This window comes from Phaeobacter sp. HS011, assembly GCF_018101215.1.
Taxonomy (GTDB): Bacteria; Pseudomonadota; Alphaproteobacteria; order Rhodobacterales; family Rhodobacteraceae; genus Phaeobacter; species Phaeobacter inhibens.
The window spans coordinates 1-23934 of sequence record NZ_JAGEUF010000010.1; the positions used below are offsets into that span (position 1 = coordinate 1).

The 23934-nt window shown below is 62.6% G+C and carries 18 protein-coding genes and 1 tRNA gene; 13 read left to right on the forward strand and 6 right to left on the reverse strand.

Going from position 1 to position 23934, the window contains the following annotated elements:
- Positions 1-103: 103 nt before the first annotated feature.
- From fdhF to J4721_RS16905, 4 genes are all read right to left on the reverse strand, one after another.
- Positions 104-2878 (reverse strand): formate dehydrogenase subunit alpha, encoded by a 2775-nt coding sequence (gene fdhF, locus J4721_RS16890; protein WP_211003458.1) that lies wholly within the window; start codon positions 2876-2878, stop codon positions 104-106.
- A 3-nt stretch (positions 2879-2881) separates the two neighbouring features.
- On the reverse strand, positions 2882-4612 hold the full coding sequence (locus tag J4721_RS16895) for an NAD(P)H-dependent oxidoreductase subunit E (protein ID WP_211003459.1): 1731 nt from the start codon (positions 4610-4612) through the stop codon (positions 2882-2884).
- Between the two features lie 51 nt (positions 4613-4663).
- Positions 4664-5560: a LysR family transcriptional regulator gene (locus J4721_RS16900; protein ID WP_044040825.1), complete on the reverse strand. Its 897-nt coding sequence runs from the start codon at positions 5558-5560 to the stop codon at positions 4664-4666.
- 176 nt (positions 5561-5736) lie between these two features.
- Positions 5737-6279, reverse strand: coding sequence for a winged helix DNA-binding protein (locus J4721_RS16905; protein WP_231739821.1), 543 nt, complete (start codon positions 6277-6279; stop codon positions 5737-5739).
- Between the two features lie 1015 nt (positions 6280-7294).
- Here J4721_RS16905 and J4721_RS16910 point away from each other — a divergent pair.
- Complete coding sequence (locus tag J4721_RS16910; RefSeq protein WP_014880804.1) at positions 7295-9160, forward strand: methyl-accepting chemotaxis protein; 1866 nt, start codon at positions 7295-7297, stop codon at positions 9158-9160.
- Positions 9161-9619: 459 nt separating this feature from the next.
- Here J4721_RS16910 and J4721_RS16915 read toward each other — a convergent pair whose 3' ends face one another.
- Positions 9620-10843 carry a 50S ribosomal protein L11 methyltransferase gene (locus J4721_RS16915; RefSeq protein WP_211003331.1) on the reverse strand — a complete coding sequence of 408 codons (1224 nt, stop codon included), beginning with the start codon at positions 10841-10843 and terminating at the stop codon, positions 9620-9622.
- A gap of 323 nt (positions 10844-11166) precedes the next feature.
- On the opposite strand from J4721_RS16915, the gene J4721_RS16920 reads away from it, so the two are divergent.
- The 12 genes from J4721_RS16920 to J4721_RS16975 all read left to right on the forward strand — a co-directional run bounded on the left by J4721_RS16920 (position 11167) and on the right by J4721_RS16975 (position 21332).
- A complete protein-coding gene (locus tag J4721_RS16920) occupies positions 11167-12684 on the forward strand; it encodes an ABC-F family ATP-binding cassette domain-containing protein (protein ID WP_211003330.1) in 1518 nt (505 codons plus the stop codon).
- Positions 12685-12871: 187 nt separating this feature from the next.
- Positions 12872-13351 carry a GNAT family N-acetyltransferase gene (locus J4721_RS16925; RefSeq protein ID WP_211003329.1) on the forward strand — a complete coding sequence of 160 codons (480 nt, stop codon included), beginning with the start codon at positions 12872-12874 and terminating at the stop codon, positions 13349-13351.
- Positions 13352-13385: 34 nt separating this feature from the next.
- Positions 13386-13462: transfer RNA gene (locus J4721_RS16930), tRNA-Arg, on the forward strand.
- 307 nt (positions 13463-13769) lie between these two features.
- Entirely contained in the window at positions 13770-14804 is a 1035-nt protein-coding gene (locus J4721_RS16935; RefSeq protein WP_247656182.1) for an ABC transporter substrate-binding protein, read from the forward strand.
- A 1-nt stretch (position 14805) separates the two neighbouring features.
- Entirely contained in the window at positions 14806-15837 is a 1032-nt protein-coding gene (locus J4721_RS16940) for an iron ABC transporter permease (protein ID WP_211003327.1), read from the forward strand.
- Complete coding sequence (locus tag J4721_RS16945) at positions 15834-16850, forward strand: iron chelate uptake ABC transporter family permease subunit (protein WP_211003326.1); 1017 nt, start codon at positions 15834-15836, stop codon at positions 16848-16850. Before J4721_RS16940 ends, J4721_RS16945 begins: the two co-directional genes overlap by 4 nt.
- Complete coding sequence (locus J4721_RS16950) at positions 16850-17632, forward strand: ABC transporter ATP-binding protein (RefSeq protein WP_014875494.1); 783 nt, start codon at positions 16850-16852, stop codon at positions 17630-17632. The genes J4721_RS16945 and J4721_RS16950 overlap by 1 nt, the downstream gene beginning before the upstream one ends.
- An 11-nt stretch (positions 17633-17643) precedes the next feature.
- Positions 17644-18696 carry a siderophore-interacting protein gene (locus J4721_RS16955; RefSeq protein WP_211003335.1) on the forward strand — a complete coding sequence of 351 codons (1053 nt, stop codon included), beginning with the start codon at positions 17644-17646 and terminating at the stop codon, positions 18694-18696.
- Positions 18693-19703, forward strand: a complete 1011-nt coding sequence (locus J4721_RS16960) for a MotA/TolQ/ExbB proton channel family protein (protein WP_211003325.1) — start codon at positions 18693-18695, stop codon at positions 19701-19703. Before J4721_RS16955 ends, J4721_RS16960 begins: the two co-directional genes overlap by 4 nt.
- A 4-nt stretch (positions 19704-19707) precedes the next feature.
- On the forward strand, positions 19708-20085 hold the full coding sequence (locus tag J4721_RS16965; RefSeq protein ID WP_014875497.1) for a biopolymer transporter ExbD: 378 nt from the start codon (positions 19708-19710) through the stop codon (positions 20083-20085).
- Positions 20086-20094: 9 nt separating this feature from the next.
- Positions 20095-20472, forward strand: a complete 378-nt coding sequence (locus tag J4721_RS16970) for a biopolymer transporter ExbD (RefSeq protein WP_211003324.1) — start codon at positions 20095-20097, stop codon at positions 20470-20472.
- Positions 20469-21332 (forward strand): energy transducer TonB, encoded by an 864-nt coding sequence (locus J4721_RS16975; protein WP_211003323.1) that lies wholly within the window; start codon positions 20469-20471, stop codon positions 21330-21332. The genes J4721_RS16970 and J4721_RS16975 overlap by 4 nt, the downstream gene beginning before the upstream one ends.
- A 153-nt stretch (positions 21333-21485) precedes the next feature.
- Here J4721_RS16975 and J4721_RS16980 read toward each other — a convergent pair whose 3' ends face one another.
- A complete protein-coding gene (locus J4721_RS16980; protein ID WP_211003322.1) occupies positions 21486-23585 on the reverse strand; it encodes a TonB-dependent siderophore receptor in 2100 nt (699 codons plus the stop codon).
- Positions 23586-23934 lie beyond the last annotated feature (349 nt).

Here is a 23934-nt window from a genome sequence, read left to right on the forward strand (position 1 = left end):
CCCCCCCCCCCGGCGCGGGGCGCCCCCCCGCCGCTACGAGATGAAACGGGCGCGGTACCCCTGGTTCCGCGCCCGCTCTGTTACTTCTGTCAGCTATACCGGATTACTCGGCTGCGATCTGCCCTTCGATCTTCTCGACCTTCACGGCCGAGAATTTAAACTCGGGGATCTTGCCATAGGGGTCCAGAGCCGGGTTGGTCAGGATGTTGGCGGCCGCTTCCACATAGGCAAAGGGCACGAACACCATGTCCTCGGCGATGGCCCGGTCAGCCCGCGCCATGATCTCGATTGAACCGCGACGGGTGGACAGGCGCACCATTTCGCCCGGCTCAACGCCCATCAGCTTCAGCGTGCGCGGGTTGAGCGAGCAGTTCGCCTCCGGCTCCACCGCATCCAGCACCAGTGACCGGCGCGTCATCGAGCCGGTATGCCAGTGCTCCAGCTGGCGGCCGGTGGTCATGATCATCGGATACTCCGCATCCGGTGCCTCATCCGGCGGGATCACCGAGGCCGGGGTAAAGCGGGCGCGACCTTCGGGGCGCGGGAAGCCATCACCGAACACAATCGCCTGACCGGGGTCGGTCTCATGCAGCGACGGATAGGTGATGGTCTCGGTCTCCAGACGCTCCCAGGTGATGTTGTTCAGGGACTTCATGTTCAGCTTCATCTCGTTAAAGACTTCGCTGACATCCTTGTAGTCCCAGGGCAGGCCAATGCGCTGCGCCAGTTCCACGGTGACTTTCCAGTCCTCGCGCGCTTCGCCCGGAGGCGCCACGGCAGGACGCACCCGCTGCACCTGACGGTTGGTGTTGGACACGGTGCCGTTCTTTTCATAGAGCGCCGAGGCCGGCAGGATGATGTCGGCATAGTTCGCCGTCTCGGTCAGGAAGATATCCTGAACGATCATCAGCTCCAGCTTGGCAAAGGCATCGCGGGCGTGATCCGCATCCGGGTCGGACATCGCCGGGTTTTCACCCTGGATGTACATGCCCTTGATATTGCCGGCATAGGCCTGATCGACAATCTCGGTCACGGTGAGGCCCTTCTCGTTTGAGAAGTCGCCGCCGCCCCAGACATCGGTGAAGGATTTGCGCACATCATCCGAGGTCACGGTCTGGTAATCCGGCAGGAACATCGGGATCAGGCCCGCGTCGGACGCGCCCTGCACGTTGTTCTGGCCGCGCAGCGGGTGCAAGCCCGCCCCCGGTTTGCCGACGTTACCAGTCATCAGGGCTAGCGAGATCAGACAGCGCGAATTATCCGTGCCGTGAATGTGCTGGGAAATCCCCATGCCCCAGAAGATCAGCCCCGCATTCCCACCGGCAAAGATCCGGGCAACACGGCGCAGCTGGTCCGGCTCAATACCGCAGATCTCCGACATCTTCTCGGGGGTGAACTGCTTCAGGTGCTCTTTCTCGGCGTCCCAATTCTCGGTCCAGCGATGGATATACTGGCTGTCGTAGAGCTCTTCTTCAACGATCACATTCATGATCGCGTTCAGCATCGACACGTCTGCACCAGGGCGGAACTGCACCATCTCGGTCGCGAACCGGCGCAGGCCAACGCCGCGCGGATCCATCACGATCAGCTTGCCGCCGCGCTTGGTGAACTGCTTGAAATAGGTCGCCGCCACCGGGTGGTTCTCGATCGGGTTGGAACCGATGACGATCGCCACATCTGCGTTTTCAATCTCGTTGAAGGTCGCGGTCACCGCGCCGGAGCCGACGTTCTCGATCAGCGCCGCAACGGAGGACGCGTGACACAAACGGGTGCAGTGGTCGACGTTGTTGTGCTTGAAACCCTGACGGATGAACTTCTGGAAGAGGTAGGCCTCCTCATTGGTGCATTTCGCAGAACCAAAGCCCGCAACCGATTTCGGGTCTTCGTCCCGCAGCTTCATCAGGCCTTTGCCGGCCAGATCCATCGCCTCTTCCCAAGTCGCTTCGCGGAAATGGGTGGAGAGATTGCCCGGATCGACGTTCAGGCCTTTGGCAGGCGCGTCATCGCGGCGGATCAGCGGCTTGGTCAGCCGGTGCGGGTGGTGAATGTAATCGAAACCAAATCGACCCTTGACGCAGAGGCGGCCTTCGTTCGCGGGGCCATTGATGCCCTCGACATGCTTGACCTTGCCGTCCTTGACCTTCAGCGACACTTTGCAGCCGACACCGCAGAACGGGCAGACGCTTTCGGTCTCGGAATCATAGTCCTTGCTGTCACCAACCTGATTGTCGTCCATCACGGTCGCGGGCATCAGCGCGCCGGTCGGGCACGCCTGCACGCATTCACCGCAAGCCACACAGGAGGACGCGCCCATAGGATCCGCAATGTCAAACACCGGATAGGCATCATGACCACGGCCGGCCATGCCGATCACGTCATTCACCTGCACTTCGCGGCAGGCCCGCACGCAAAGGTTACAGGAAATACAGGCGTCCAGATTGACCTTCATCGCCACATGGCTGTCGTCCAGCAGCGGGATGCGGTCCTTTTCCAGCTTGGGGAAACGCGACTCTGAAACCCGGTTCAGCTCCGCCATATCCCACAGATGCGAGGACTTATCGCGCGCCTCGTCCTGCTTGGGCTGATCAGCCACCAGGAGTTCCATCACCATCTTGCGGGCATTCTCAGCCCGCGCGTTGTTGGTGGTGACAACCATGCCTTCAGCGGGTTCCCGGATACAGGAGGCTGCCAGCGTGCGCTCGCCTTCGATCTCGACCATACAAGCCCGGCAATTGCCATCCGGGCGGTAGCCCGGCTGCGGCTTGTGGCACAGATGCGGGATTTTCAGCCCACGACCGTTGGCGACTTCCCAGATGGTCAAACCTGCGTCTGCTGTGACCTGTTCGCCATCGAGTGTGAAAGTGATTTTATCGCTCATGGCTTATACCTCCTCGGGGAAGTGTTTGATGGTCAGGCGGATCGGGTTGGGTGCGGCCTGTCCCAGACCACAGATCGACGTATCAACCATCGCGGCGCTCAGCTCTTCCAACAGCCCCTGATCCCACTTCTTTTCGCCCATCAGCTTGACGGCTTTTTCGCAGCCCACCCGGCAGGGGGTACACTGGCCGCAGCTTTCATCCTCGAAAAAGCGCAGCATGTTCAGCGCCGCATCGCGGGCCGAGTCCTTGTCGGACAGAACCACAACAGCGGCTGACCCGATGAAGGTGCCATGCGGCTGCAGCGTGTCAAAATCGAGCGGAATGTCATGCATCGAGGCGGGCAACAGGCCCGAGGACGGGCCACCCGGCTGATATGCTTTGAAGGCGTGGCCATCCAGCATACCGCCGCAGGCCTCGATGATGTCAGTGATGGTCGACCCGGCAGGCAGCAGATGCACGCCCGGCTTCTTCACCCGACCCGACACCGAATAGCTGCGCAGCCCCTTGCGACCGTTCTTCTCAACCGAGTTCAGGCACTCCGGCCCCTCGCGGTTGACCTTACAGACCCAGTAGAGGGTCTCGACATTGTGAACCAACGTCGGACGGCCGAAGATACCCACCTGCGCCACAAATGGTGGGCGGTGGCGCGGCTCGCCGCGCTTGCCTTCGATCGATTCAATCATCGCGCTTTCTTCACCGCAGATATAGGCCCCTGCCCCGCGGCGCAGGTCGATATAGCCTGCCTCGACGATGCCCGCCTCTTCCAGCGCGGTGATTTCACGGCGCAGAATTTCCAGCACTGCCGGATATTCGTCGCGCATATAGATAAAGGCTTTCTCGGCTTCGACCGCCCAGGCGGCAATCAGCATCCCCTCAAGGAAGACATGCGGCGTGCGCTCAAGGTAGTAGCGATCCTTGAAGGTGCCCGGTTCGCCCTCATCACCGTTCACGGCAAGATAACGCGGGCCTGCGTTGGCGCGCACAAAGCCCCATTTGGTGCCGGACGGGAAACCAGCACCGCCCAGACCGCGCAGACCGGCTTCTTTGACCTTGGCCTGAACCGCTTCCCAGTCGCCATTCGCACGCAGGTCTTTCAACGTGGCATAGCCGCCTTCGGCCTCGTAGGCCGCAAAGGTTTCATACGCGGGGATATGCGCGTGGGTATCATCTGCCGCAATCGCGGCCTGTACCTTCTCGGGCGTCGCGTGGTCGATGTGGTTGTGGCCAATCTCCAGCACCGGCGCCGTGTCGCAGCGGCCCATGCAGGGCGCGCGCAGAACGCGAACCTGGGAGGCATCGAGACCGTCTTCCAACGCCTTTTGCAGCGCTTCGGCCCCCGCCAGCTCGCAGGACAGCGAGTCACAAACCCGGATGGTCAGCGCCGGTGGCGGTGTCTCGCCTTCGCGCACCACATCAAAATGGGCGTAGAAACTCGCAACCTCATAGATCTCCGCCTGCCCGGTGCGCAGCTCCTCAGCGAGGGCGCGAATATGGGCCGCGCTGAGGCAGCCGTATTTATCCTGAATGAGATGCAGGAATTCGATCAGCAAATCCCGATTGCGGGGCTGGTCACCAATCAGGTCCAGAACCTCGCTATGCGCCTGATCCTCCAGCTGTCGGCCCTTGGGGGTTTTGCGCCCCTTGCCTTTGCCAGATTTCCACACGCCCTTGCTATTGTCCAAAGGTGCCACAATGACCTCCACTTCGCGTCGCCAGTTAAGGCGGCATTCCATTGAAGAAGCCTATCGTCAAATCGGAAATTTCGAAGGTACGATAACGAACGCTTATTGCACGAAATCGTCAACCACCGCCCGCAGAGCCTGTACCGTGGTCAAAGCAGGCTGCCGGTCCAGCGTCACCATTGCGATCGGTTTGGTTGGGGCCGGGTCTGTCAGCGGCAGCACCGTTGTTCCGTCCAGCGTACCAAGCGCCTCGACAAGCGCCTGCGGCAGGATTGTTGCAACTGACCCCGCCCGCGCCATCACCATCGCCGCCATGAACCCGCTGGATTCCGAACGCACCTCAGGTCGCAGCCCCTGATCGGCAAAGATCCGGTCCAGAATACGTCGGTTCTGCATTTGCGGCTCCAGTAGGCTCAGCGGCAGGTCTGCCGCCTCCGCCCAGCTGATGCCATCAGCGTCCGCAGGTCGCTCCGCCACCATATTCTCTGGCGCAACCAGAACATATGTCTCTTCATAGAGCGGCTGAATGCTCACCTGATCCGGGCCCAGACTGTCGTGATAGGTCACGCCGGCATCGATGGTCCCATCAAACAGCCGCTGTTGGATCACCAGCGAGCTGAGCACCTCGATACGCGCCAGCACCCGCCGGTGGGCCAGATGCAGCCGGTCCACCAGTTGCGCCGCATAAGCTGTCGCCGTCGGCACCACGCCCAGCACCAGCGTGCCGGTAACCTCCCCACGCGCCGCCGCAACCTCCTGTTCCAATGCCTTGGCATCATCCAGAATGCTGCGCGCCCGCCGTACGATCATCATGCCTTCTTCGGTCAGGCCCTGAAACCTGTTCCCACGGCGCACAATCGACACGCCAAGACGTTCCTCAAGATTGCGGATCCGCATGGAGAAGGCCGGTTGCGACATGCCGCTGTCCTGCGCCGCCTTGGCAAAATGCCGATGGCGCGCCAGGGCGCTCAGCAACCTCAGATCCTTGAGTTCAATCACCGCTCTACGTCCATGCTGCTGCCGGAGCGCCCGATCCGTGCCCGCGCCCCCTCCGCCGGAGGAGCGATTGGCCGAACACGCATGGGCGCAGGCCACCCTGCACCGAAATCCACTCTCTGTCGAGAGAGCGACAGATGTCGGCGGGTTCCAGCAGACGGACCGGCGCCGGGCGGACCTTAGGCTTGCCGCTGAGCCGTTGCCGAACGGGCAATGCCATCGTAGATGCCGGTCAGGATATTCAGGACCCGCGTCGCCTCGCCCACTCGATTTTCCACGCCCGGCACTTGTTCCAGCGCCTGCAGCAACAGCTTGCGGCGCTGTACATCATAGGCTGCGGTTATCTCCAGCCCGTCATCAGTCGCCGAATAGGTCACCCCGCCACGCCCGGACCCCGTCTTGCGGATCAGACCCGCAGAGGCCAGCTTGCGCAGCGAATACTGAATATTCGGCACGTCATCACGGTTAGTGACCCGGGCCAGTTCCTTGATCGTCTTGGGCCGGTCATTCATGCGGATTACATTCAACAAGGTGATTTCAGGACCCGAGGCCGCCAGATCCGATACCAGACCCAGACATTCTGATTGCCAGCGTGCAAATCCCTCAAACGTCCGCATCAAGGCAAACTCGAAATCGCTCAGATCGTCTTCCGCCCCCTGATGCGCGATCTGATCCACAGCCTCAACGGCCTCTGTCTTGGGTGATCCGGAATATGTATCCAACAATAGTCTCCTTACATCAGCGGCAAAATGAGCCTCCGGTGGCGGCGAAACCCTCTGTCAAGGTGTTTTGCCTGCATTCGTTCCCCAAAAACGTCACCACGCCCCTTAGTAAATGTCTGGCGTTAGGTTTCAACCCGTCCGTGCAGCAGAAAGTGAAGCCAAACCCGGTGAATTCTTCCAACAGCTTGGAGAATCAACGGAAAATAAAAAGCCAGATAAATTTTAAATGACGCAAAACACGATGGAATATAGATAAAATACCACCCTGCAGAGACTTTACGACAGAAAATTTCACACAAACCCCTACGGAAACGGACCTCATTCCAGCGTCAAGGGCATAGAAACAGCACCGTCAACGCGACGCAAAACCACAAGTGAATCATCATCTTGCGCAAAGACCGACCGCCCCTCACCGATATCACAGCGCAAAACGCCCAACCTGGTGAGGCGCCGGTCATTGCCGCTTGAGCCATTAATTCACCGGTAAGTCCTGATGGCTATGCTACCCGCCGAATATGTGCAGACGCACATGTCATGAAAAGGAGCAGACCTTGGAACGACGGGCGGACCTCAAGTTGGTTATCGCGCAGATGGTGGCCACGATCACGACGATCCGCCGCCCTGTCGCGAACCGGCGAGTCACGAACCGGCCTCTTACCAACCGGCCAGCCCCGGTCCGATACGCGCGCTGCACGTCCGTCTCAGGGCGGTGTCTGCAGTTGTGCCGCGGGGTAGCCGCGCCTTTTTCTGTCGTTTTTTGTCTTAATTGGGGCCGCGCAATTTCGCGCTTGCTGACTACCGGCATCCAAGCCTGTGCAAAGGAATGCCATGTTGTGTTCGCCATGTCGCCGCCCCCAATCGGGCATGGTTTTCTGGGGTGTCCAATTCCGGTCACCCCTTTCGTGAAGCGAGGCAGCCCGATAGCGCGGCTGCCCATTGGGGGCTGTCGGTTGTGATCCGACACACATACCGCCCGCGCGCCGGTTCCGCGCAACGGTGATTGAAAGGTGCTGAAATGAAATTCCGAAACCCTGCACGTGCGGCCCTGAACAGGCTCTCTGTCTTTGCCAAATGCAGCCTGCTTATTGCAGTGTCCACCCTTGTGGTCACCCTGTTTCTAACCTGGGAGAACCAGAAAATTCTGGGTGAAGCAGTCGACAGCGGTGTGCGGACGCTGGCCGAAGGCGTCACCGTAACTGTGGCCGCGCGCAGCGGCGGCGCAATTCGCTTTGGCGACACCGATCGCCTTGAAAGCGATCTTGAATCGCTGATCGAGCTGTCGAACGGTCGCGCCAACCACGGCATCGCGATCAACGGCAAGGGTAAGACGGTTGCCTCCACCGGCGTCGCGACAGAGGCCGAAATCGCCGAGCTGACGCTCGTCGCCCAAAAAGCGATGGAAACCAATCAGATGGAGTATAGCGAGAACGGCTATCTCGTCGCTGCACCAGCAACAGCGGGGGCCGAAGGCACTGTCGTGGTTGGCGCTGTCGGCATGGTCTGGTCGCCGGATGTGGCCTTTGCCGAAGTTGCCCCGAACCAGCTGCTGTCCTTCCTTGCGGCCGGCGGCGCCTTTGTGGTCATGCTGGGCCTTTCCGTGGTTGCGCTGCGGTCGATGATGTCCCGCCCCCTTGGTGATGTGGCCACCGCCATCAACCGCCTCGCCGATGGGGATTATGACCATGACACAGAACACCAGACGCGCGGCGATGAAATCGGCCTGATTGCACGCCACATTGAGGCGCTGAAGGCTCAACTCTCTGCGGCCCGCACCGTCGAAAAACAGCGCCATGCCGATCAGGCCGCACAGAAGCTGGTTGTGGAGCGTCTGAACGTCGGGCTTCAGACGCTCTCCGAAGGGGATCTGTCGCAGACCATTGATGAGGAATTCTCGGCCGACTACGAAAGCCTGCGACAGAATTTCAACAAAACCGTCGACAAGATGGTCGGCATCATCGATGCGGTGATCGAAAACTCCTCGCGGATCCGCGCCAGTGCCGAGGAAATCAGCCAATCCTCCGGTGATCTGTCACAACGCACCGAATCGCAGGCAGCCACGCTGGAAGAAACGGCCGCCGCGATGGAGCAGCTGACCGTCAGCGTAAAATCCGCAGCGGATGGCGCGCGTGAGGTCGAAGGCATCGTATCCGAGGCCAAGGAAACTGCCGTCAACAGCGGCGAGGTCGTCACCCGTGCCGTGGATGCCATGTCCAAGATCGAAAAGTCTTCGGAACAGATCTCTCAGATCATCTCGGTCATCGACGACATCTCGTTCCAGACCAATCTTCTGGCCCTGAACGCTGGCGTCGAAGCCGCCCGCGCGGGCGAGGCCGGACGTGGCTTTGCCGTCGTCGCATCCGAAGTGCGCGCCCTGGCGCAACGCTCCTCGGATGCCGCGCAGGAGATCAAAGCACTGATCAGCGAGAGCACCAGCCACGTAGGTGAGGGTGTGGACCTTGTCGGCCGCGCCGGCGAGGAATTGAAGCAGATCATCGATCGGGTCGCCACCATCTCTGGTCACGTCAGCGGCATCGCAACCGGCGCGCAGGAGCAATCCACCACGCTGGGCGAGATCAACACCGGCGTCACCCAGCTGGATCAGGTGACCCAGCACAATGCCGCCATGGTCGAGGAATCCACCGCAGCCAGCCAGATCCTGCGCAACGACGCCAATGAACTGGCCCGTCAGGTTTCGGTATTCAAGACCCGCAAGGCCGCAGGCAATGTGGTGGCAATGGCTTCAAACAGCCCCGCACCAGCCCGGCCACCTGCAAAGGCCCAGCCACCGGCTGCGCCAAACCCCGCGCCCTCGGCGCATGGTGACGATGATTTCTTTGACGCCAGCCCAACTAAGGCAGCCGCCGGGTGGGAAGATTTCTGATCCTGCGGGTTCGGCCCAAGAACAAAGGCGCGCCCCTTCGGGCGCGCCTTTTTCGTTGCCCCAATCCTCCCCGCCACATGAGGCAGAGCCAGGGCGCATATGATCCGTCGCAAACCTGCCCGCAGTTTCCAGCCCCGCATTTCCCGTCGCGAGCCCCAGCAAAACATCGCAGGCCAATGGTGGCGCAGAGGCTGGGGTTCCCCCAACAATGGGCTGTCTGGTCAAGCGGGCCGCCACGCTAATATGCAGGCGCAGTTGTGTTCACAAAAATATGGGGGCTGCCTCCTGCGAAGCGCCCCCCTTTTTACATGACAAGCCGCGGCAGGCCGTGATCACAGGCCTCGATGACAGGCCTCGATGACAGGCGCCAATGACCAATGGCAACGACTGATCACATACGCTCAGCCCGACCAACCCCATTGCGCAGGCGCAGCCTTGGCAAAGGCTGCGCGCCGAGGGTCAGGAATAGGCACGGACCGGCGCCTCAACCGGCGCGCCAGGCGTCGGCGTCCAGACCGGATAATCCAGCGCAGCCAGAGGCTTCGGTTCGGACGGTTCCGCCTCCAGCCGCCAGGCGGGCTGCAGCCAGACCTCAGCGCGATCTGCCGCAGGCTCCGCATTATGGACCGTCACGCTCAGCGCGGCCGCGTCATGCTGCGCTGTCACCTGCAGGCAATCGCCGGGCGACAGCCGCCGGGACGCATCCAGCAGGAACGCCGTCCGCCCCCAATGCCCATCCGAATAAAGCCCGTTTGTCAGCCCGATCCCCGGTGCCAGCTGCATCTCAAAGCTGACAAAGACCGCATGCACCACACCGCTATGGCTGCAGCTCAACCGCTGGCTGCTGCGCGCCGGTGTCACATCGGGGCGGGTAAAATCAAACTGAAACAGATCCGTGCTCGGTCCCAGAGGTCGCAGCCCGCAGGCCTTGAAATCGCCGGGCGTGATCTGGGCCACACGCGCCAGATGATGAAACGCGCTGAGGTCGAACCCCTCCGCCGCCTGCGGTCGCCACTGCTGCAGCAATGCCTCACTCTCAACCAACTGGGCCACCAATGTCCCGGTTTCCGGGATCGCCCGCGCACCCGGCTTGGCCAGCGCGGACATCGCATGGCTCAGCGTATCCAGCGCCCCTTCCCCCAGCAGCACCGTATCCACGATTTCGGAGACCACCACATCGGCCTGCTCCGGCATATCGACGCCGATGACAATCTCATGCGACCACTTCGAAAGAACCGTAATGCGGTCGCTCAGACCATTGTCAGCGATGACCCGTCGGGCCGCCTGCGCGATCAGCGGCTGCTGTTCACAGGTATAGACATGTTTGGCCCCGGCCCGTGCCGCCAACATCGCCGTCAGCCCCGCGCCGCAGCCGATATCCAGCACGATGTCTCCGGGTTTCACCTTCATTGCGATGGCCTCGGCATAGGCGCGGTTGCGCGCTTGATCTGCCAGCATGGGAAAATGCCAGCGCGGCACAAACGTCTGATGCAGCCGCTCCTGCAGGATCTGCGCCTCATGGTGGTGTGGGTCCAGCTGCAACGCCTCTGCCAACAGCTGCGAGGTCTGCACCCCGCCATCCGCAAGGGAGGCCGTTTTCGCAAGCTGCACAAATGTCCCGGCATCCGCGCGCCCCGCATGTGTGACCAGCGAGACGGGGTTCAGCGATTGTGTTTTAAGCAATTTTTAGTCTTCCCTATTTGAGGCAAATGCAACTGATCGTGACTATCCTCCACGCGGGTCTAAGAATTGGTAAAGGCATCGCAGCGCATCTCTCATGCACGCCCCACGGCCCCCTTGCCAACCGCTGCTCAGTTTCCTAGCCTGAGGCAAAGGTCACACATACAATGGGAGGGCATCAGCTGAACATGCGTATCATCCGCCGACTTCAGCACGGCCCCCGTCTGGCCCTGTAAATCCGTTTGCAGGGCTGGCCAGAGGACAGTTTCAGACCTGGTCTGCCTATTGCCGCTGCCGCGGCCATATCTTCTTGACCCGAGTTTTCCATGTCTGTCATCAATCTCAATGCCTTGGGTATCACCCTTGGCGACCCGCTGTTTTCCGACCTCTGCCTGACCCTTTCAAAAGGCGACCGTATCGGTCTGGTCGCCGCCAATGGGCGCGGGAAATCAACCCTTCTGGCCTGTCTCGCCAATGAATTGCCCCCCACAACAGGCGAGATCACCCGCGCCCGTGGCCTGCGTATCGGCTATGTGACACAAAGCCTGCCCGCTGAGGCGCTGCCCATCACGCTTTATGATTGGGTGCTCGCCGCGCTGCCCGCCGATCAGGCCGACTACGAACGCTGGCGCGTCGATGTGGTGCTGGATGAGCTACAGGTGCCTTATGACTTCCAGCACCAGCCGCTGGGCACGCTCAGCGGCGGCTGGCAACGCACCGCCATGCTTGCTGCCGCCTGGATCACTACGCCGGATCTGCTGCTGCTGGATGAACCGACCAATCATCTGGATCTGCATCGCATCGCCTTTCTGGAAGGCTGGCTGTCGCAGCGCCCGCGCGATCTGCCGATGGTGATCACCTCCCATGACCGCGCCTTTCTGGATGCCACGACCACGCGCACCCTGTTCCTGCGCACTGAGGGATCGCGGGTGTTTCAGCTGCCGTTTTCCGCCGCCCGCACCGCTCTGGACGACCATGACGCCGCCGAGGCGCGCCGCCACAGCAACGACCTGAAGAAAGCTCAACAGCTGCGCCAGCAGGCGGCCAAGCTGAAGAATGTCGGCACCAACTCCGGCTCCGATCTGCTGTTGACCAAGACCAAGCAGCTCGCGGATCGCGCCGATCGGCTGGAGGCTGCGGCAACACCCGCGCACCGCGAACATTCCGCAGGCGACATCCGGCTGGGCAACAGTGGAACCCATGCCAAAGCATTGATCACATTAAATGATGTCATGGTGGACACACCAGATGGACGGCCTCTTTATAGCACAGGCCAGAAGTGGATTACCCCCGGCGACCGCATCGTCCTGCTGGGCGCCAATGGCACCGGCAAAACGCAGTTGGTCCGAATGATCCAACAGGCCCTGACCGGCACACACGCAGATATCAAATGCGCGCCCTCGGTTGTTCCGGCCTATTCGGATCAGCACCTCAGCCAGCTGTCCGGGCAGGATACCCCGCTGGCGCTGATCACGGCGGCCTCAGATGTTGGCGACCAATCCGCGCGCAGCCTTCTGGCTGGTGCCGGGGTCAAATTCGCCCTGCAGGACGCACCAGTGGCGGCACTCTCAGGCGGGCAGAAGGCGCGGCTGGCGATGCTGCTTCTGCGGCTCAAAAATCCGAATTTCTATCTGCTGGATGAACCGACAAACCATCTGGATATCGAAGGACAGGAAGCCCTGGAGGCAGAGCTGGTCGCCCATGGCTCCGCCTGTCTGCTGGTGAGCCATGACCGCAGTTTCCTGCGCGCGGTTGGCAACCGGTTCTGGCAGATTCGCGGCCGCCGTCTGGAGGAGGTCGCTGACCCCGAGGCCTTCCTCGCCTCTGAAATGGCCCCCCTCTGAGAGACCGGGGCGGCGGGTCCGTCGCCCCGCCGTCATCTGCCTAAATTTTAGGCAACCGCGCAGCGCGCGGCCCAGCCGGTCGTCTCAGTGCCGCAGAACCGCTTGCGCTGACGAGGGCTTTTGGGGACCCTGCGGACAAAGATACAAGCCCCAAACGGGGCACGGCCCGATCAGAGGATAGCCCCCAATGCCCGCCACGATTGCCATCACCCGCGCCAGCCCGGCAGAGCCTGAGGCCCGGTCTCTGATCCGCCGTCACCTGGACCAGATGGCCGCACAATCCCCCGAAGAGAGCTGCCATGCGCTCGACGGCAGCGGGCTTGACGCCCCGGATGTGGCCTTCTTCCTGCTGCGGCGCGAGGGCACGGCGATTGCGATGGGCGCGCTCAAAACCTTGTCAGGCGGTGGGCGCGAATTGAAATCAATGCACACCCTTGCCGAGGCCCGCGGCAGCGGCGCCGGACGTCAGATGCTCGAGTTTCTTCTGCATCAGGCCCGCGCGGAACAGGCAACAACCATCTATCTGGAAACCGGCTCCACATCCGATTTCCTCGCCGCAAGACGGCTTTACGAAAGCTACGGTTTTGTCGAATGCCCGCCGTTCGAAGGCTACGCCGAAGACCCATGGTCACTCTTTATGCGCCTCGACCTGCCCGCCGCGGCTTGACCCTTCCCCGCGTCCTGTCATAACTGGCGCCAGCGGTCCCTTAGCTCAACTGGATAGAGCAGCTGACTTCTAATCAGCAGGTTGAGGGTTCGAGTCCTTCAGGGATCGCCAGTACTCCTTTGCCATTCGGCAATATGCAACAGACCTGTCAGCTGTGACGGCTCTGGAAAATTCCGCCTGCCCTCTGTGACCGACACCTCAATTGCCCTTAACTTGACAAAAGAACTAAGGTTAAATAGGTGACGGAATGCGCCCAAAAGGGCGCTCTCAGCAAGATTCTGCGCCTCTCGCGGCGCCGAAATCCAGCCATCCCCGAGATCAGACAGTGATCAACAATGCGGCAGCCTCCTGTCGCTGGCTGGAGAGACACGTGAGACAGGCCTATCCACCTCAGAAGACGGGGAAAAACCTCCGACATATGCGGGTTTCCCGACGTGGATCCAGCTGGCGCAAACCACTGGCGTCCTGTGCGGCGCCACTGGCCGCGCTGCTGCTGGGCCTCCTGCCGCTGCACAGCAGCGCAGATCCTTTCCCGGTGGTGATTGACCATCGCTACGGCACCACAACAGTGCCCGCCAAACCCACGCGCATCGTCTCGCTCAGCTTCATCGGGCATGATTTTCTGCTGGCTCTGGGAGAGCGCCCTTACGCGCTGCGCAAATGGTATGGCAGCGATCCCTATGGCGTCTGGCCATGGGGACATGACGCATTGGGGGACGCCCAGCCGGTGGTGATGCAGGGCGAGATCGATATCGAACGGATCGCGGCCATGGAGCCTGACCTGATTGCCGCCCAATGGTCCGGCATCACCGCGCAGCAATATGCGCTGCTGTCTCAGATCGCCCCGACCCTGCCGCCCCGTACCGAAGATGGCGACTACGGCGCCCCCTGGCAGCAGATGCTGCTGCGACTGGGAACCGCCACAGGCAAACACGCCGCCGCAGAGGCCATCGTGACCCGGATCGAGGGGCGTTTTGCGGATCTGCGTGAAGCCCACCCAGAATGGCAGGACGCCAGCGCCATGATGGCCTGGGCAGGCCACACCCGCGCCTATACCCGCGCCGATATTCGCGGCCAGTTCCTCAGCGCTCTGGGATTTTTGGTGCAGGACGCGCCGGATGGGCAGAACGCGCTCAACCAATTCTACATCGAATTCCCCGCCGAAGACCCGTCGGCAATGGATGTGGATGCGCTGATCTGGCTGGATACCGGGCGCAACGTCGAAAAACTCGCCCGGATGCCGCTGCGCCATACCACGCGGGCCTACCGCGAGGGGCGCGAAATCTATGCGGACAAATTGCTGTCCGCCGCGTTGTCCCATTCCAGCCCGCTCAGCCTCGATTATGCGCTCGACCAGCTGGTGCCCTTGCTGGAGGCGGCGGTGGATGGCGACCCCGCAACCGTGGTGACCAGCACCGCAGGTGCCGGGCTGCTGGCGGACGGAGGCTCCTGACATGGCTGTTTCAACACTCACACTGCCGGGGCGAGCCCCCACGGGTGATCTGCGGTTGCTGTGGCTCGCGGCCGCGCTACTCACGCTCTGTCTGCTGTCGGCTGCCGCCCTCAGCCTTGGCGCACGCGCCACCAGCTGGGCGGAGATCTGGGGGGGGCTGACAGCCTATGACCCGAACAATGCTGATCATATTGTGGTTCGCAATATGCGCCTGCCGCGGTTGATCGGGGCCGGGCTGGCGGGCGCCGCCCTTGGTATGTCTGGCGCGCTGATTCAGGCGATGACCCGCAATCCGCTGGCCGATCCCGGCCTGCTGGGGATCAACGGTGGGGCAGCCCTCGGGGTTGTGCTGTGCATTCTTGTCCTGGGGGTGACCGATCCGGCAGAGTTCATCTGGGTGGCCCTCGGTGGCGGTCTTGCCGCATCCGTTCTGGTGTTCCTCCTTGGTGGTGGAAGTCAGGCCAATCCGCTGCGCCTGATCCTGGCCGGGGCCGCTGTCAGCGCGTTGTTTCTCGCGCTCACCCGCGCCCTGCTGCTGGTCAGTCGGCAGACGCTGGATGTCTATCGTTTCTGGGTACTGGGCGGGTTCGACGGCATTCTGCCCGCCACGCTCCAGTCGCTGCTGCCGTTTCTCATTCTGGGCGCTCTGCTGGCCATCATCGCAGGCTTCGGTCTCAACGCGCTGATGCTGGGCGAGGACACCGCCAAGGGGCTGGGCGTGCGCACCGGGCTCACGCGGCTCACTGCCGGGGCCGCGATTGTGCTCCTTTGTGGCGCAACCGTTGCCATGGCCGGGCCGATTGCCTTTGCCGGGCTGATCGTACCGCATATGGCCCGCTGGGCCGCGGGACCTGCGATTGGCTGGTTACTGGCCTTCTCTGCCGTGTTCGGCGCGCTGCTGCTGATCGCGGCGGATCTCCTTGGTCGGCTGGCCCTCTTTGGTGGCAACATGCAGGCCGGGGTGATGACTGCGCTGATTGGCGGGCCGGTGCTGATCTGGCTGGTCCGTCGCAACGGGGTGCGCAAGCTATGATCTGGACCCTCCGCTTCTCCAGCCTGTCAGTGCAGATATCCCGCCGCGCGGTCCTCACCGCGACCCTGTTGCTCAGCGTCCTGCTGATGACGGCCCTGCTGGCCCTGACCCTTGGCAGCTACCCGCTGCGCCTAGCGGATATGCAGGAGATCCTGGCCGGTGGCGGCACCGCGATCCAGCAGATGATCCTGCTGGACCATCGTATGCCGCGCATCCTGACCGCACTTGGCGCAGGCGCTGCTTTTGGCCTCTCTGGCGCGATGTTTCAGACCATGATGCGCAACCCGCTGGCCTCCCCTGATGTGATCGGCTTCAACGCCGGGGCCAGCTGCGGCGCGCTGGTCGCGATGATGCTCACCGGCGGCATGGTACTGCCCGGTGCCATTGCCGGCGCGCTCATCACCGCCGCCGTGGTGACACTCTTGGCCTGGTCGCGTGGCCTGCCGCCCTATCGGCTGATCCTGACCGGCGTTGGGGCCAGCCTCGTGCTGACCGCAATCGGAGACCTTCTGATCAGCCGCATGGATGCCCAGACCGCCGCTGATATGGCGCAATGGCTGATCGGCACGCTGAACGCCCGCAGCTGGAGTGACGTTACCCTCGTCTGGGGTGGCCTGCTTGTGCTGGCCCCGGCTGTGATCTGGCTGCAATTCCCGCTTACCCGGATGGGCATGGCCGATGATCTTACAACCGGGCTGGGAATGGCGTTGTCACCGCTCAGACTTGCCGTCACCGGCACCGGCATCCTGCTCGCCGCGTTGGCTGTCAGCACGGGAGGTCCGTTGCCATTCGTGGCCTTCGCCGCCGGTCCCATCGCCCGCCGCCTGATCCCCAATGGCCGACCGGTCCTGCTAGCCGCTGCGGCGTCCGGCGCGCTGATCACTCTGCTGGCCGATACAGCCGCCCGCGCGGTGCCGATGATCCAGCTCCCCGCCGGTGTCTTCACCGCACTGATCGGCGCCCCGGTACTGATCTGGCTGCTCTTGGCCCAATTCAGAAAAGGAGCCCTGTGATGGCTGCCACCGCCCGCCTGCGCGCCGAGGATCTCTCGGTGTCCTACAGCCGCACACCCGTGCTCAACAGCCTGTCGACAGATCTCCCCGATGGTGCGCTCACCGTGATCGTCGGCCCCAACGCCTGTGGCAAATCCACCCTGCTGCGGGCGCTGGCGCGGCTCCAGCCTGCGGGCAAGGGTCAGGTGCTGTTGGATGGCAAGGCAATCCACCGACAAGGCAGCCGCGCCGTGGCGCAGCGGCTTGCGATCCTGCCGCAGACCCCAACCGCCCCGGAGGGGCTGACCGTACGCGACCTCGCCACCCGTGGTCGCACCCCGCATCAATCCCCGCTGCGGCAATGGTCCAGACAGGATGCCGAGGCAGTCACCCGCGCGCTTGATCTGACCCATATGACACCCCATGCCGATCGCCCGCTTGAGGCACTCTCCGGCGGGCAGCGCCAACGTGCCTGGATCGCCATGGCGCTGGCCCAGGACACAGACATCCTGCTGCTTGATGAACCCACGACCTACCTCGATCTGCCGCATCAGATCGAACTGCTGAAACTGGTGCAGCAGCTCAACCGGGACACCGGGCGTACCGTGGTCATGGTGCTGCATGACATCAATCTGGCCGCACGCTTTGCCAGCCATATGATCGCGCTGAAGGATGGGCAGGTCTTCTGCGAAGGTCCTCCGGATGAGGTGATCACCGAAGGCGTCATGCAATCCGTCTTCGCCCTGCCCTGCCGGATCATTGCCGATCCCGTCCACGGCAGCCCGCATGTCATCCCGGAGTGAGTGAGACCACCATGACCATCAACCCGACCTTCCCGCTACAGACCACCGCCACCCTGTCCACGCTGCCCTTTGGCACCCTGCGCGCGCCCCTTGTCGCCATGGCGCAGGAGCATGAGCTGCCGGTGATCGAAGACACCGACAGCGCCGTCACGGTCGAGGTGCCCGGCTTTGGCCATTACCATTTCACAGCACAGGGTGACGGTCTCGAGATCCGCGTCTCTGCCGCCCTGCCCGACCGTCTGCATATGCTGAAGGATGGGTTTGCCGAGCATCTGGAGGGGCTCCAGCCCGGCCTGTCCCAGACCCTGCGGTGGTCGGACACCGCCACCGTCGGCGCGCTTCCCCCAAACGTGCATGTCACCACCGTGCAGTCGATCACCCCGGTGGGCCGCGCCTTCCTGCGGGTCCGGGTAAAGGCGGCGGATCTGAGCAGCTTTCAGGAGGACGCCATTCATTTTCGGCTGCTGTTGCCCGCTGCGGATTGCGCCGATCCCGAGTGGCCCCGTGTTGCTGAAAACGGCGCCACCGTCTGGCCTCTGGGTGACAAATCCCTGCACCGCCCGGTCTACACCACCCGCCATATCGACCATGCCGCCGGAGAGATGACCTTTGACATCTTCCTGCACGATGGTGGCCGCGCCACCAATTGGGTTCTCGGCGCCAAACCCGGTGATACGCTCAGGATTGCAGGTCCCGGCGGTGGCGGCATTCCGCAGACCTCGCAGATCCTGATCTATGCCGATGAAACCGCCCTGCCCGCCGCCGCGCGCATTCTGGAAACCCTGCCGCGCGACAGTCGCGGAGCGGCGGTCCTCCTTGCCGCAGACGGGGCCGATTGCGGTTATCCCATCGCCGCGCCGGAGGGCATCAGCGTCACCTGGCTGCGCCACGCTGACCAGCAAAGCCTGTGCGATCTGGCTCTGACCGCCCGTGCCGAACGCCCCGATCATTTCCTGTGGTTTGCCTGTGAGAAATCCGATGTGCAGCGCCTGCGCGCCGCCGTGAAGCAGGATAAACCCGCCCCCGGACAAAGCTATATCGCTGCCTATTGGAGCCAGTCATGACCCTTCGCAGACCAGCGGCCCTTGCCGCGCTGTTGTTGATCCCCTCGCTTGGTATGGCGCAGGAGGCCCCCGTTGCCCCGACCACATCAGCGCCACAGATCATCACGCAATCCCCGGCGACCACGGCACCTGCCGCACCGGCAGGCACATCCACGCCTGCGGCTCCGGTTGCATCGGTTGCACCGTCAACACCGGACCGCTCCGGCACCAGCACCTCCGCGACCGCCGCTGACGATCTAACTGCCGAGACGACACCCGCAGCCGCGAACAGCACCCCGCTCCATGACAGCTCCGCAGCAACGCCTGCACCCGACCCCGAGGCACCGCTCTCCCGGCAGGAGATGCTGGCTGAAACCGCCAGCGACGCGGCCACGCAGGCCGCCAAATTCCTGCGCGATGGCGGCCCCTCCATCTGGGCGATTGCGGCGCTTTCCGTGATCACGCTGGCGCTGATCCTGTGGAAAATCTGGCGGCTGGCGCTGATCGGCGCCTGGTCCCGGGGCAAGGCTGGCCGCGCCGTCGCCGCCTTTGAGCGGGGCGAACAGGACACCGCCCGCGACATCGTCCGGGGCCGCCGTGGCATCCGCTCCAAAGTTGTCGCCTCCGCGCTGGCCTCGGTCTGTACCCTGCCTGAGGATCGCGCCCGCGAGGAAACTGCCCGCGTCGCCAAGCTGCATCTGGCCTCCGCCGGCACTGGCCTTGGCGCGTTGGAACTGATTGCCACCATCGCCCCGCTGCTGGGCCTTCTGGGCACGGTTCTGGGCATGATCGCGGCCTTTCAGGCGCTGCAGGCCGCCGGGTCCAAAGCTGATCCCGCGCTGCTGGCCGGCGGTATCTGGGAGGCGCTGTTGACCACCGCTGCCGGCATGGCCGTGGCCATTCCTGCCTCCGCCGCGCTCACCTGGTTTGAGGCCGTGATCACCCGCATTCGCCGCGACGTTGAGGACAGCGCCACCCGCATCTTTGTCGCCCATCAGCCGCAGTCGCTGAAACTCGCCGCTGAGTAAACCGATGCAGTTCACCCAAGCCCCGAAACCCCGGCGCAAACCCAGCCTGACGCCCATGATCGATGTGGTGTTTCTGCTGCTGGTGTTCTTCATGCTGGCGTCCCGCTTTGGCACCGATGCGGTGCTGGACCTGCCGCTTGCAGGTCAGGGGGGCAGCTACACCGGCCCGCCCCGGCTGATCGGCATCGGTGCGGGCAATCTGGATCTGAACGGGCTGCCGGTGGCCGACAGCAACCTGGCCGAGGCCCTGGCCCCGCTGATGGACAGCCCCGGCGATATGCTGGTGCTGCGCGGGCGGGATCAGGCCGATCTGCAACGCATCACCGATGTGACCAGCCTGCTGCGGCAGGCGGGGTTCACCAATTTTGTTCTGGTGGAGTGAGGAGGCCCCATGGACATGACCGATCCCCCCCGCCGCGCGCGCGGTGAATCCATCGTGCCAATGATCAACGTGGTGTTCCTGCTGTTGATCTTCTTCCTCATGACCTCGCGCCTCGCCCAGCCTGACCCGTTTGAGGTCACCCCGCCCGAAGCCGGGCTGGAAGGCGAGGCCAAATCCGATGATGTGCTTTATATCGATGCCACGGGACGGCTGCATTTTGATGGTAGCGAAGGCCGCGCTGCGCTCAGCCGGCTTGCCAGCGCCCCCGGCAAAACCATGCAGCTGCGCGCCGATGCGCAACTGCAGGCAACAGATCTGGCGCGGATCCTGCGACAACTGGCCGAGGCCGGGCTGGCCCACGCCGAACTGGTGGTGCGCCCGCAATGAAACGTGCCGCCGAACTCACCGTCTTTGCCGGGATCGCCACGATGATTCACGTGGCGCTCTTTGTCAGCGCACCGAAATCCGGCGCTGAGGCCAGCGGCGGGGGCGGCGATGCCATGGTCTCGGTGCAGGCCGCCAGCGCCACGGTGGCCGAGATGGTCGAAACCTGGGAGCGCCCGCCGCAGACCCAGCCGCAGATCGACACCACCCTGACACCGCCGCAGACCGCCCCGACCGCCCCTGTGGTGCCCCAGTTCGAACTGGCCCAGGCGCCCAGCGCCGCGCGGCAGATCGCCCTTGCCAAGCCCACGCCCGACGATAGGCTGCAACTGGACACGACACCGCCGCCCCCACCACCGCCGGTCGCCAAACCGCGGCCGGAACCGGACCCGACATTGCGCCCCCGCGCAAAACCCCGTGCAAAACCGCGCCCCAAACAGGAACCGACCCCGCAGGACGCGCCGAAGGCCGCGCAGACCTCTGCAGGCCGCAGCGAACAACGTGCCGCCGGTTCGGGTGGTGGCGCACAGGCCGGTCAGGCCGGACGCGCTGCCGCTGCGACGGCGCAGGCCGGGCAACAGGCGAAACTCAAATCCATCTGGGGCGCAAAAATCCGCGCCCGTGTCGAACGCAACAAACGCAGGACCTCTGGCACCCGCGCCACCGGACGGGTGCTGCTGCGCATCACCGTGGCGCGCAATGGTCAGCTGATCAGCCACCGTATCGCCAAATCCTCCGGCAATGCAGCGCTGGATCAGGCCGCGCTGAAGGCCGTGGCGCGCGCGCGCAAGTTTCCCGCCGCCCCCAAGCAGCTGACGCTCAATCAAATGACCTTCACCCTGCCAATGACCTTCTCAAAATAACCCGTCAGATCGATGACACATCCCAAACAGCCCGCAGATCTCATGCGGGCCGTTTGCATATTCGGCCTACAAAACCGGTCCGCACGACACAAAAAACTGCGCCCGCAGATCTTGCGGACGCAGTTGTCGTTCACCCTTCACACGGGTTCAGGCTCAGAACTTCGATGTCAGTGTCAGCGCAATATTGCGCCCGTCTCCAAAGTAGCAAGCGCCGCCCTGACAGGTGGTGACATACCGCTCATCCGTGAGGTTCTGCACATTGAGCGACACCAACCAATTGTCCTGACTGTAGGACACCGCCGCATCATACAGCGTATAAGACGGCGTCAGATAAGTCCCCGTCCCGCCCCAGGCTTCGCCGTTGTAACGCACGCCGCCGCCAAAGCTCCACCCCTGCAACGCGCCCGCTTCAGGTGCGTAATTCAGCCAGAGCGAGGCCGCATTTTTGGGCACCTGCGCGATATAATCGCCTTCGGCATCTTCGCTATCGAGATAGGTATAGGCCGCATCCACTGTCAGATCACCAAAGCGGTGGAACAGCTCCAGCTCCAACCCCTTTGCCGAGGCAGCACCGGTCTGCACCTGGAAACCCGGGTTATTCGGATCTGCGACTGTCATATTGGATTTCGTCAGATCGAACACCGCCGCCGTCAACAGCGTGTTACTGCCAACTGGCTGGTATTTGATACCCAGTTCGTATTGCTCGCCACGGGTCGGTTCAAACGCCTTGCCGTTCACATCGCTGCCAATCGCATCCTGACGGAAACTTTCGGCGTAACTGACATAAGGCGCCACACCATTGCCAAAGCGGTACATCACCGCCGCATTTCCGGTCCATTCGCTATCGCTGGCCGCAATACTGGACGCGCCAAAGCTGCCATTGCTCGGCCCGCTTTCGATCTTGCCATAGCGCAGACCAAAATCAACAAACAGCCGGTCATCATAGGTCGCGCGCTGCTGCACATAAGCGCCGGTTTCGGTGATGGAGGTCCCGGGTGTGTCCGTCACCGCAATCGTCGGGTAACCGACATAAACCGGGTTGAACGGATCAATCGGGCCAACCTGTGCGCCGTAACCTGTGTCGCTGTCATAATGACCGCGTGTATAGCTTGCCCCGACAATGGTCCGCATATCGAAACCACCAAACCGATATTCCGCCGTGCCATAGGCATCAAATCCCCAGGTCTTCAGCGTGTTTTCAGCGCGGTAGAAGGTCCGATTGATGGTGCCATCCGGATTGTAGCGCCCAGAGCCAAAGTTATCAAAGGCCCACCAGGCATGCTGATACTCGCCGTCACTCTCCAGATAGCGCGCATTGGCGTTGAGGCTCCAAACCGCGTTGAAACGGTGTTTGAACATCGCCGTGATGGCACGCTGTTCTGTGTTGAACCTGTCAAACCCCGGCTCCCCCACAAACAGGCTGTTGGGCAGGTAATCGCCATTGCCAAGCCCGGTCGCAGGCAACAGCGTGCCCGCCATGGAGGCAAACTGGATCAGCGGGCTGCCATCGCTTTTCTGATAGTTGGCCAGAATGGTCAGCTCCGTGTCGTCGCTGGGCCGCCAGGTGATCGACGGCGCCAGCACAACAGTGTCATCCTGCGAATGATCAACCTGTGTTTCCGCATCGCGCAGTAAGCCAACAAAACGATAGCGCAGGGTGCCGCTGGCGTTCAGATCACCGCTGACATCCACCGCCGCCTGTTTGCGGTCATGAGATCCGACCTGCACCTGAAACAGATTTTCCGCCTCCTGTGCGGCGGTCTTCGACGTGGTGTTCACCACCCCGCCAACCGCGCCGCTGCCATAGATCCCAGAAGACGGACCTTTCAGCACCTCGACGCTGTTCAGCAGGAAAGGTTCGGGCTTGGTGTCATTGTAAAACCCGTACCGCGCAGGCAGCCCGTCGTGCAGGGTGCTGGCGTCAAAGCCACGCACCAGATACCAGTTGGCGCGGCTGTCCAGCCCCCATTGGCCGCCCACGACCCCGGCAGAATATTGCAGCGCCTGTTCGACATTCTGAGCACCGCGCTCCGCCAGCTCCTGCGCGGTCACCACAGTGACCGAGCGAGGCGTCTCGGCGATGGCATCACCGGTTTTGGCCACAGTGCCGGTATCAAGGGAAACGCTCTTGCCAAAGAAGGCATCACCGGTTTCCTGAGTTACAATAATTGGTTCCAGTTCGACAACTTCAGCCATTGCCGGCACAGAGGCCAGCAGGGCAAAGGTCGACACAGCAGTTCGTCGCAGAATCATGTCCCGTCTCCGCTTTTGCGGTTGATGTTCTGCCTGACGTTTCGCTGGGTATTTGGGGGTTAACGGCGCCCTGCCTCCGTGGCAAGACCTGATGCCCACCCCGGTTACAAAAGCACTTGCGGCGGCGCAAAAACCGCATCCCATACCCGCTTTGGCCTCATCAACGGCGGGGCAGAACAACCTATGGTCGGCGGATGCACGGTGCGCATGCCTACGGTCGGATCCTGTTAACCCCGCCGAAACTTCTGTTGCAGCGCCACCAGATATCCGCGCCCGCAGCCTGCGCAACGCCCAGAAAAAGTATCAACATCGCTGCCCGAATGTTTCGCACGCGAAACAATTGGACAGA

What these genes read in the sequence shown, in the direction of transcription:
- fdhF (WP_211003458.1), bottom strand. Translation starts at nt 2,878, where the DNA reads ATGAGCGATAAAATCACTTTCACACTCGATGGCGAACAGGTCACAGCA.
- J4721_RS16895 (WP_211003459.1), bottom strand. Translation starts at nt 4,612, where the DNA reads ATGGAATGCCGCCTTAACTGGCGACGCGAAGTGGAGGTCATTGTGGCA.
- J4721_RS16910 (WP_014880804.1), top strand. Translation starts at nt 7,295, where the DNA reads ATGAAATTCCGAAACCCTGCACGTGCGGCCCTGAACAGGCTCTCTGTC.
- J4721_RS16920 (WP_211003330.1), top strand. Translation starts at nt 11,167, where the DNA reads ATGTCTGTCATCAATCTCAATGCCTTGGGTATCACCCTTGGCGACCCG.
- J4721_RS16925 (WP_211003329.1), top strand. Translation starts at nt 12,872, where the DNA reads ATGCCCGCCACGATTGCCATCACCCGCGCCAGCCCGGCAGAGCCTGAG.
- J4721_RS16935 (WP_247656182.1), top strand. Translation starts at nt 13,770, where the DNA reads ATGCGGGTTTCCCGACGTGGATCCAGCTGGCGCAAACCACTGGCGTCC.
- J4721_RS16940 (WP_211003327.1), top strand. Translation starts at nt 14,806, where the DNA reads ATGGCTGTTTCAACACTCACACTGCCGGGGCGAGCCCCCACGGGTGAT.
- J4721_RS16945 (WP_211003326.1), top strand. Translation starts at nt 15,834, where the DNA reads ATGATCTGGACCCTCCGCTTCTCCAGCCTGTCAGTGCAGATATCCCGC.
- J4721_RS16950 (WP_014875494.1), top strand. Translation starts at nt 16,850, where the DNA reads ATGGCTGCCACCGCCCGCCTGCGCGCCGAGGATCTCTCGGTGTCCTAC.
- J4721_RS16955 (WP_211003335.1), top strand. Translation starts at nt 17,644, where the DNA reads ATGACCATCAACCCGACCTTCCCGCTACAGACCACCGCCACCCTGTCC.
- J4721_RS16960 (WP_211003325.1), top strand. Translation starts at nt 18,693, where the DNA reads ATGACCCTTCGCAGACCAGCGGCCCTTGCCGCGCTGTTGTTGATCCCC.
- J4721_RS16965 (WP_014875497.1), top strand. Translation starts at nt 19,708, where the DNA reads ATGCAGTTCACCCAAGCCCCGAAACCCCGGCGCAAACCCAGCCTGACG.
- J4721_RS16970 (WP_211003324.1), top strand. Translation starts at nt 20,095, where the DNA reads ATGGACATGACCGATCCCCCCCGCCGCGCGCGCGGTGAATCCATCGTG.
- J4721_RS16975 (WP_211003323.1), top strand. Translation starts at nt 20,469, where the DNA reads ATGAAACGTGCCGCCGAACTCACCGTCTTTGCCGGGATCGCCACGATG.
- J4721_RS16980 (WP_211003322.1), bottom strand. Translation starts at nt 23,585, where the DNA reads ATGATTCTGCGACGAACTGCTGTGTCGACCTTTGCCCTGCTGGCCTCT.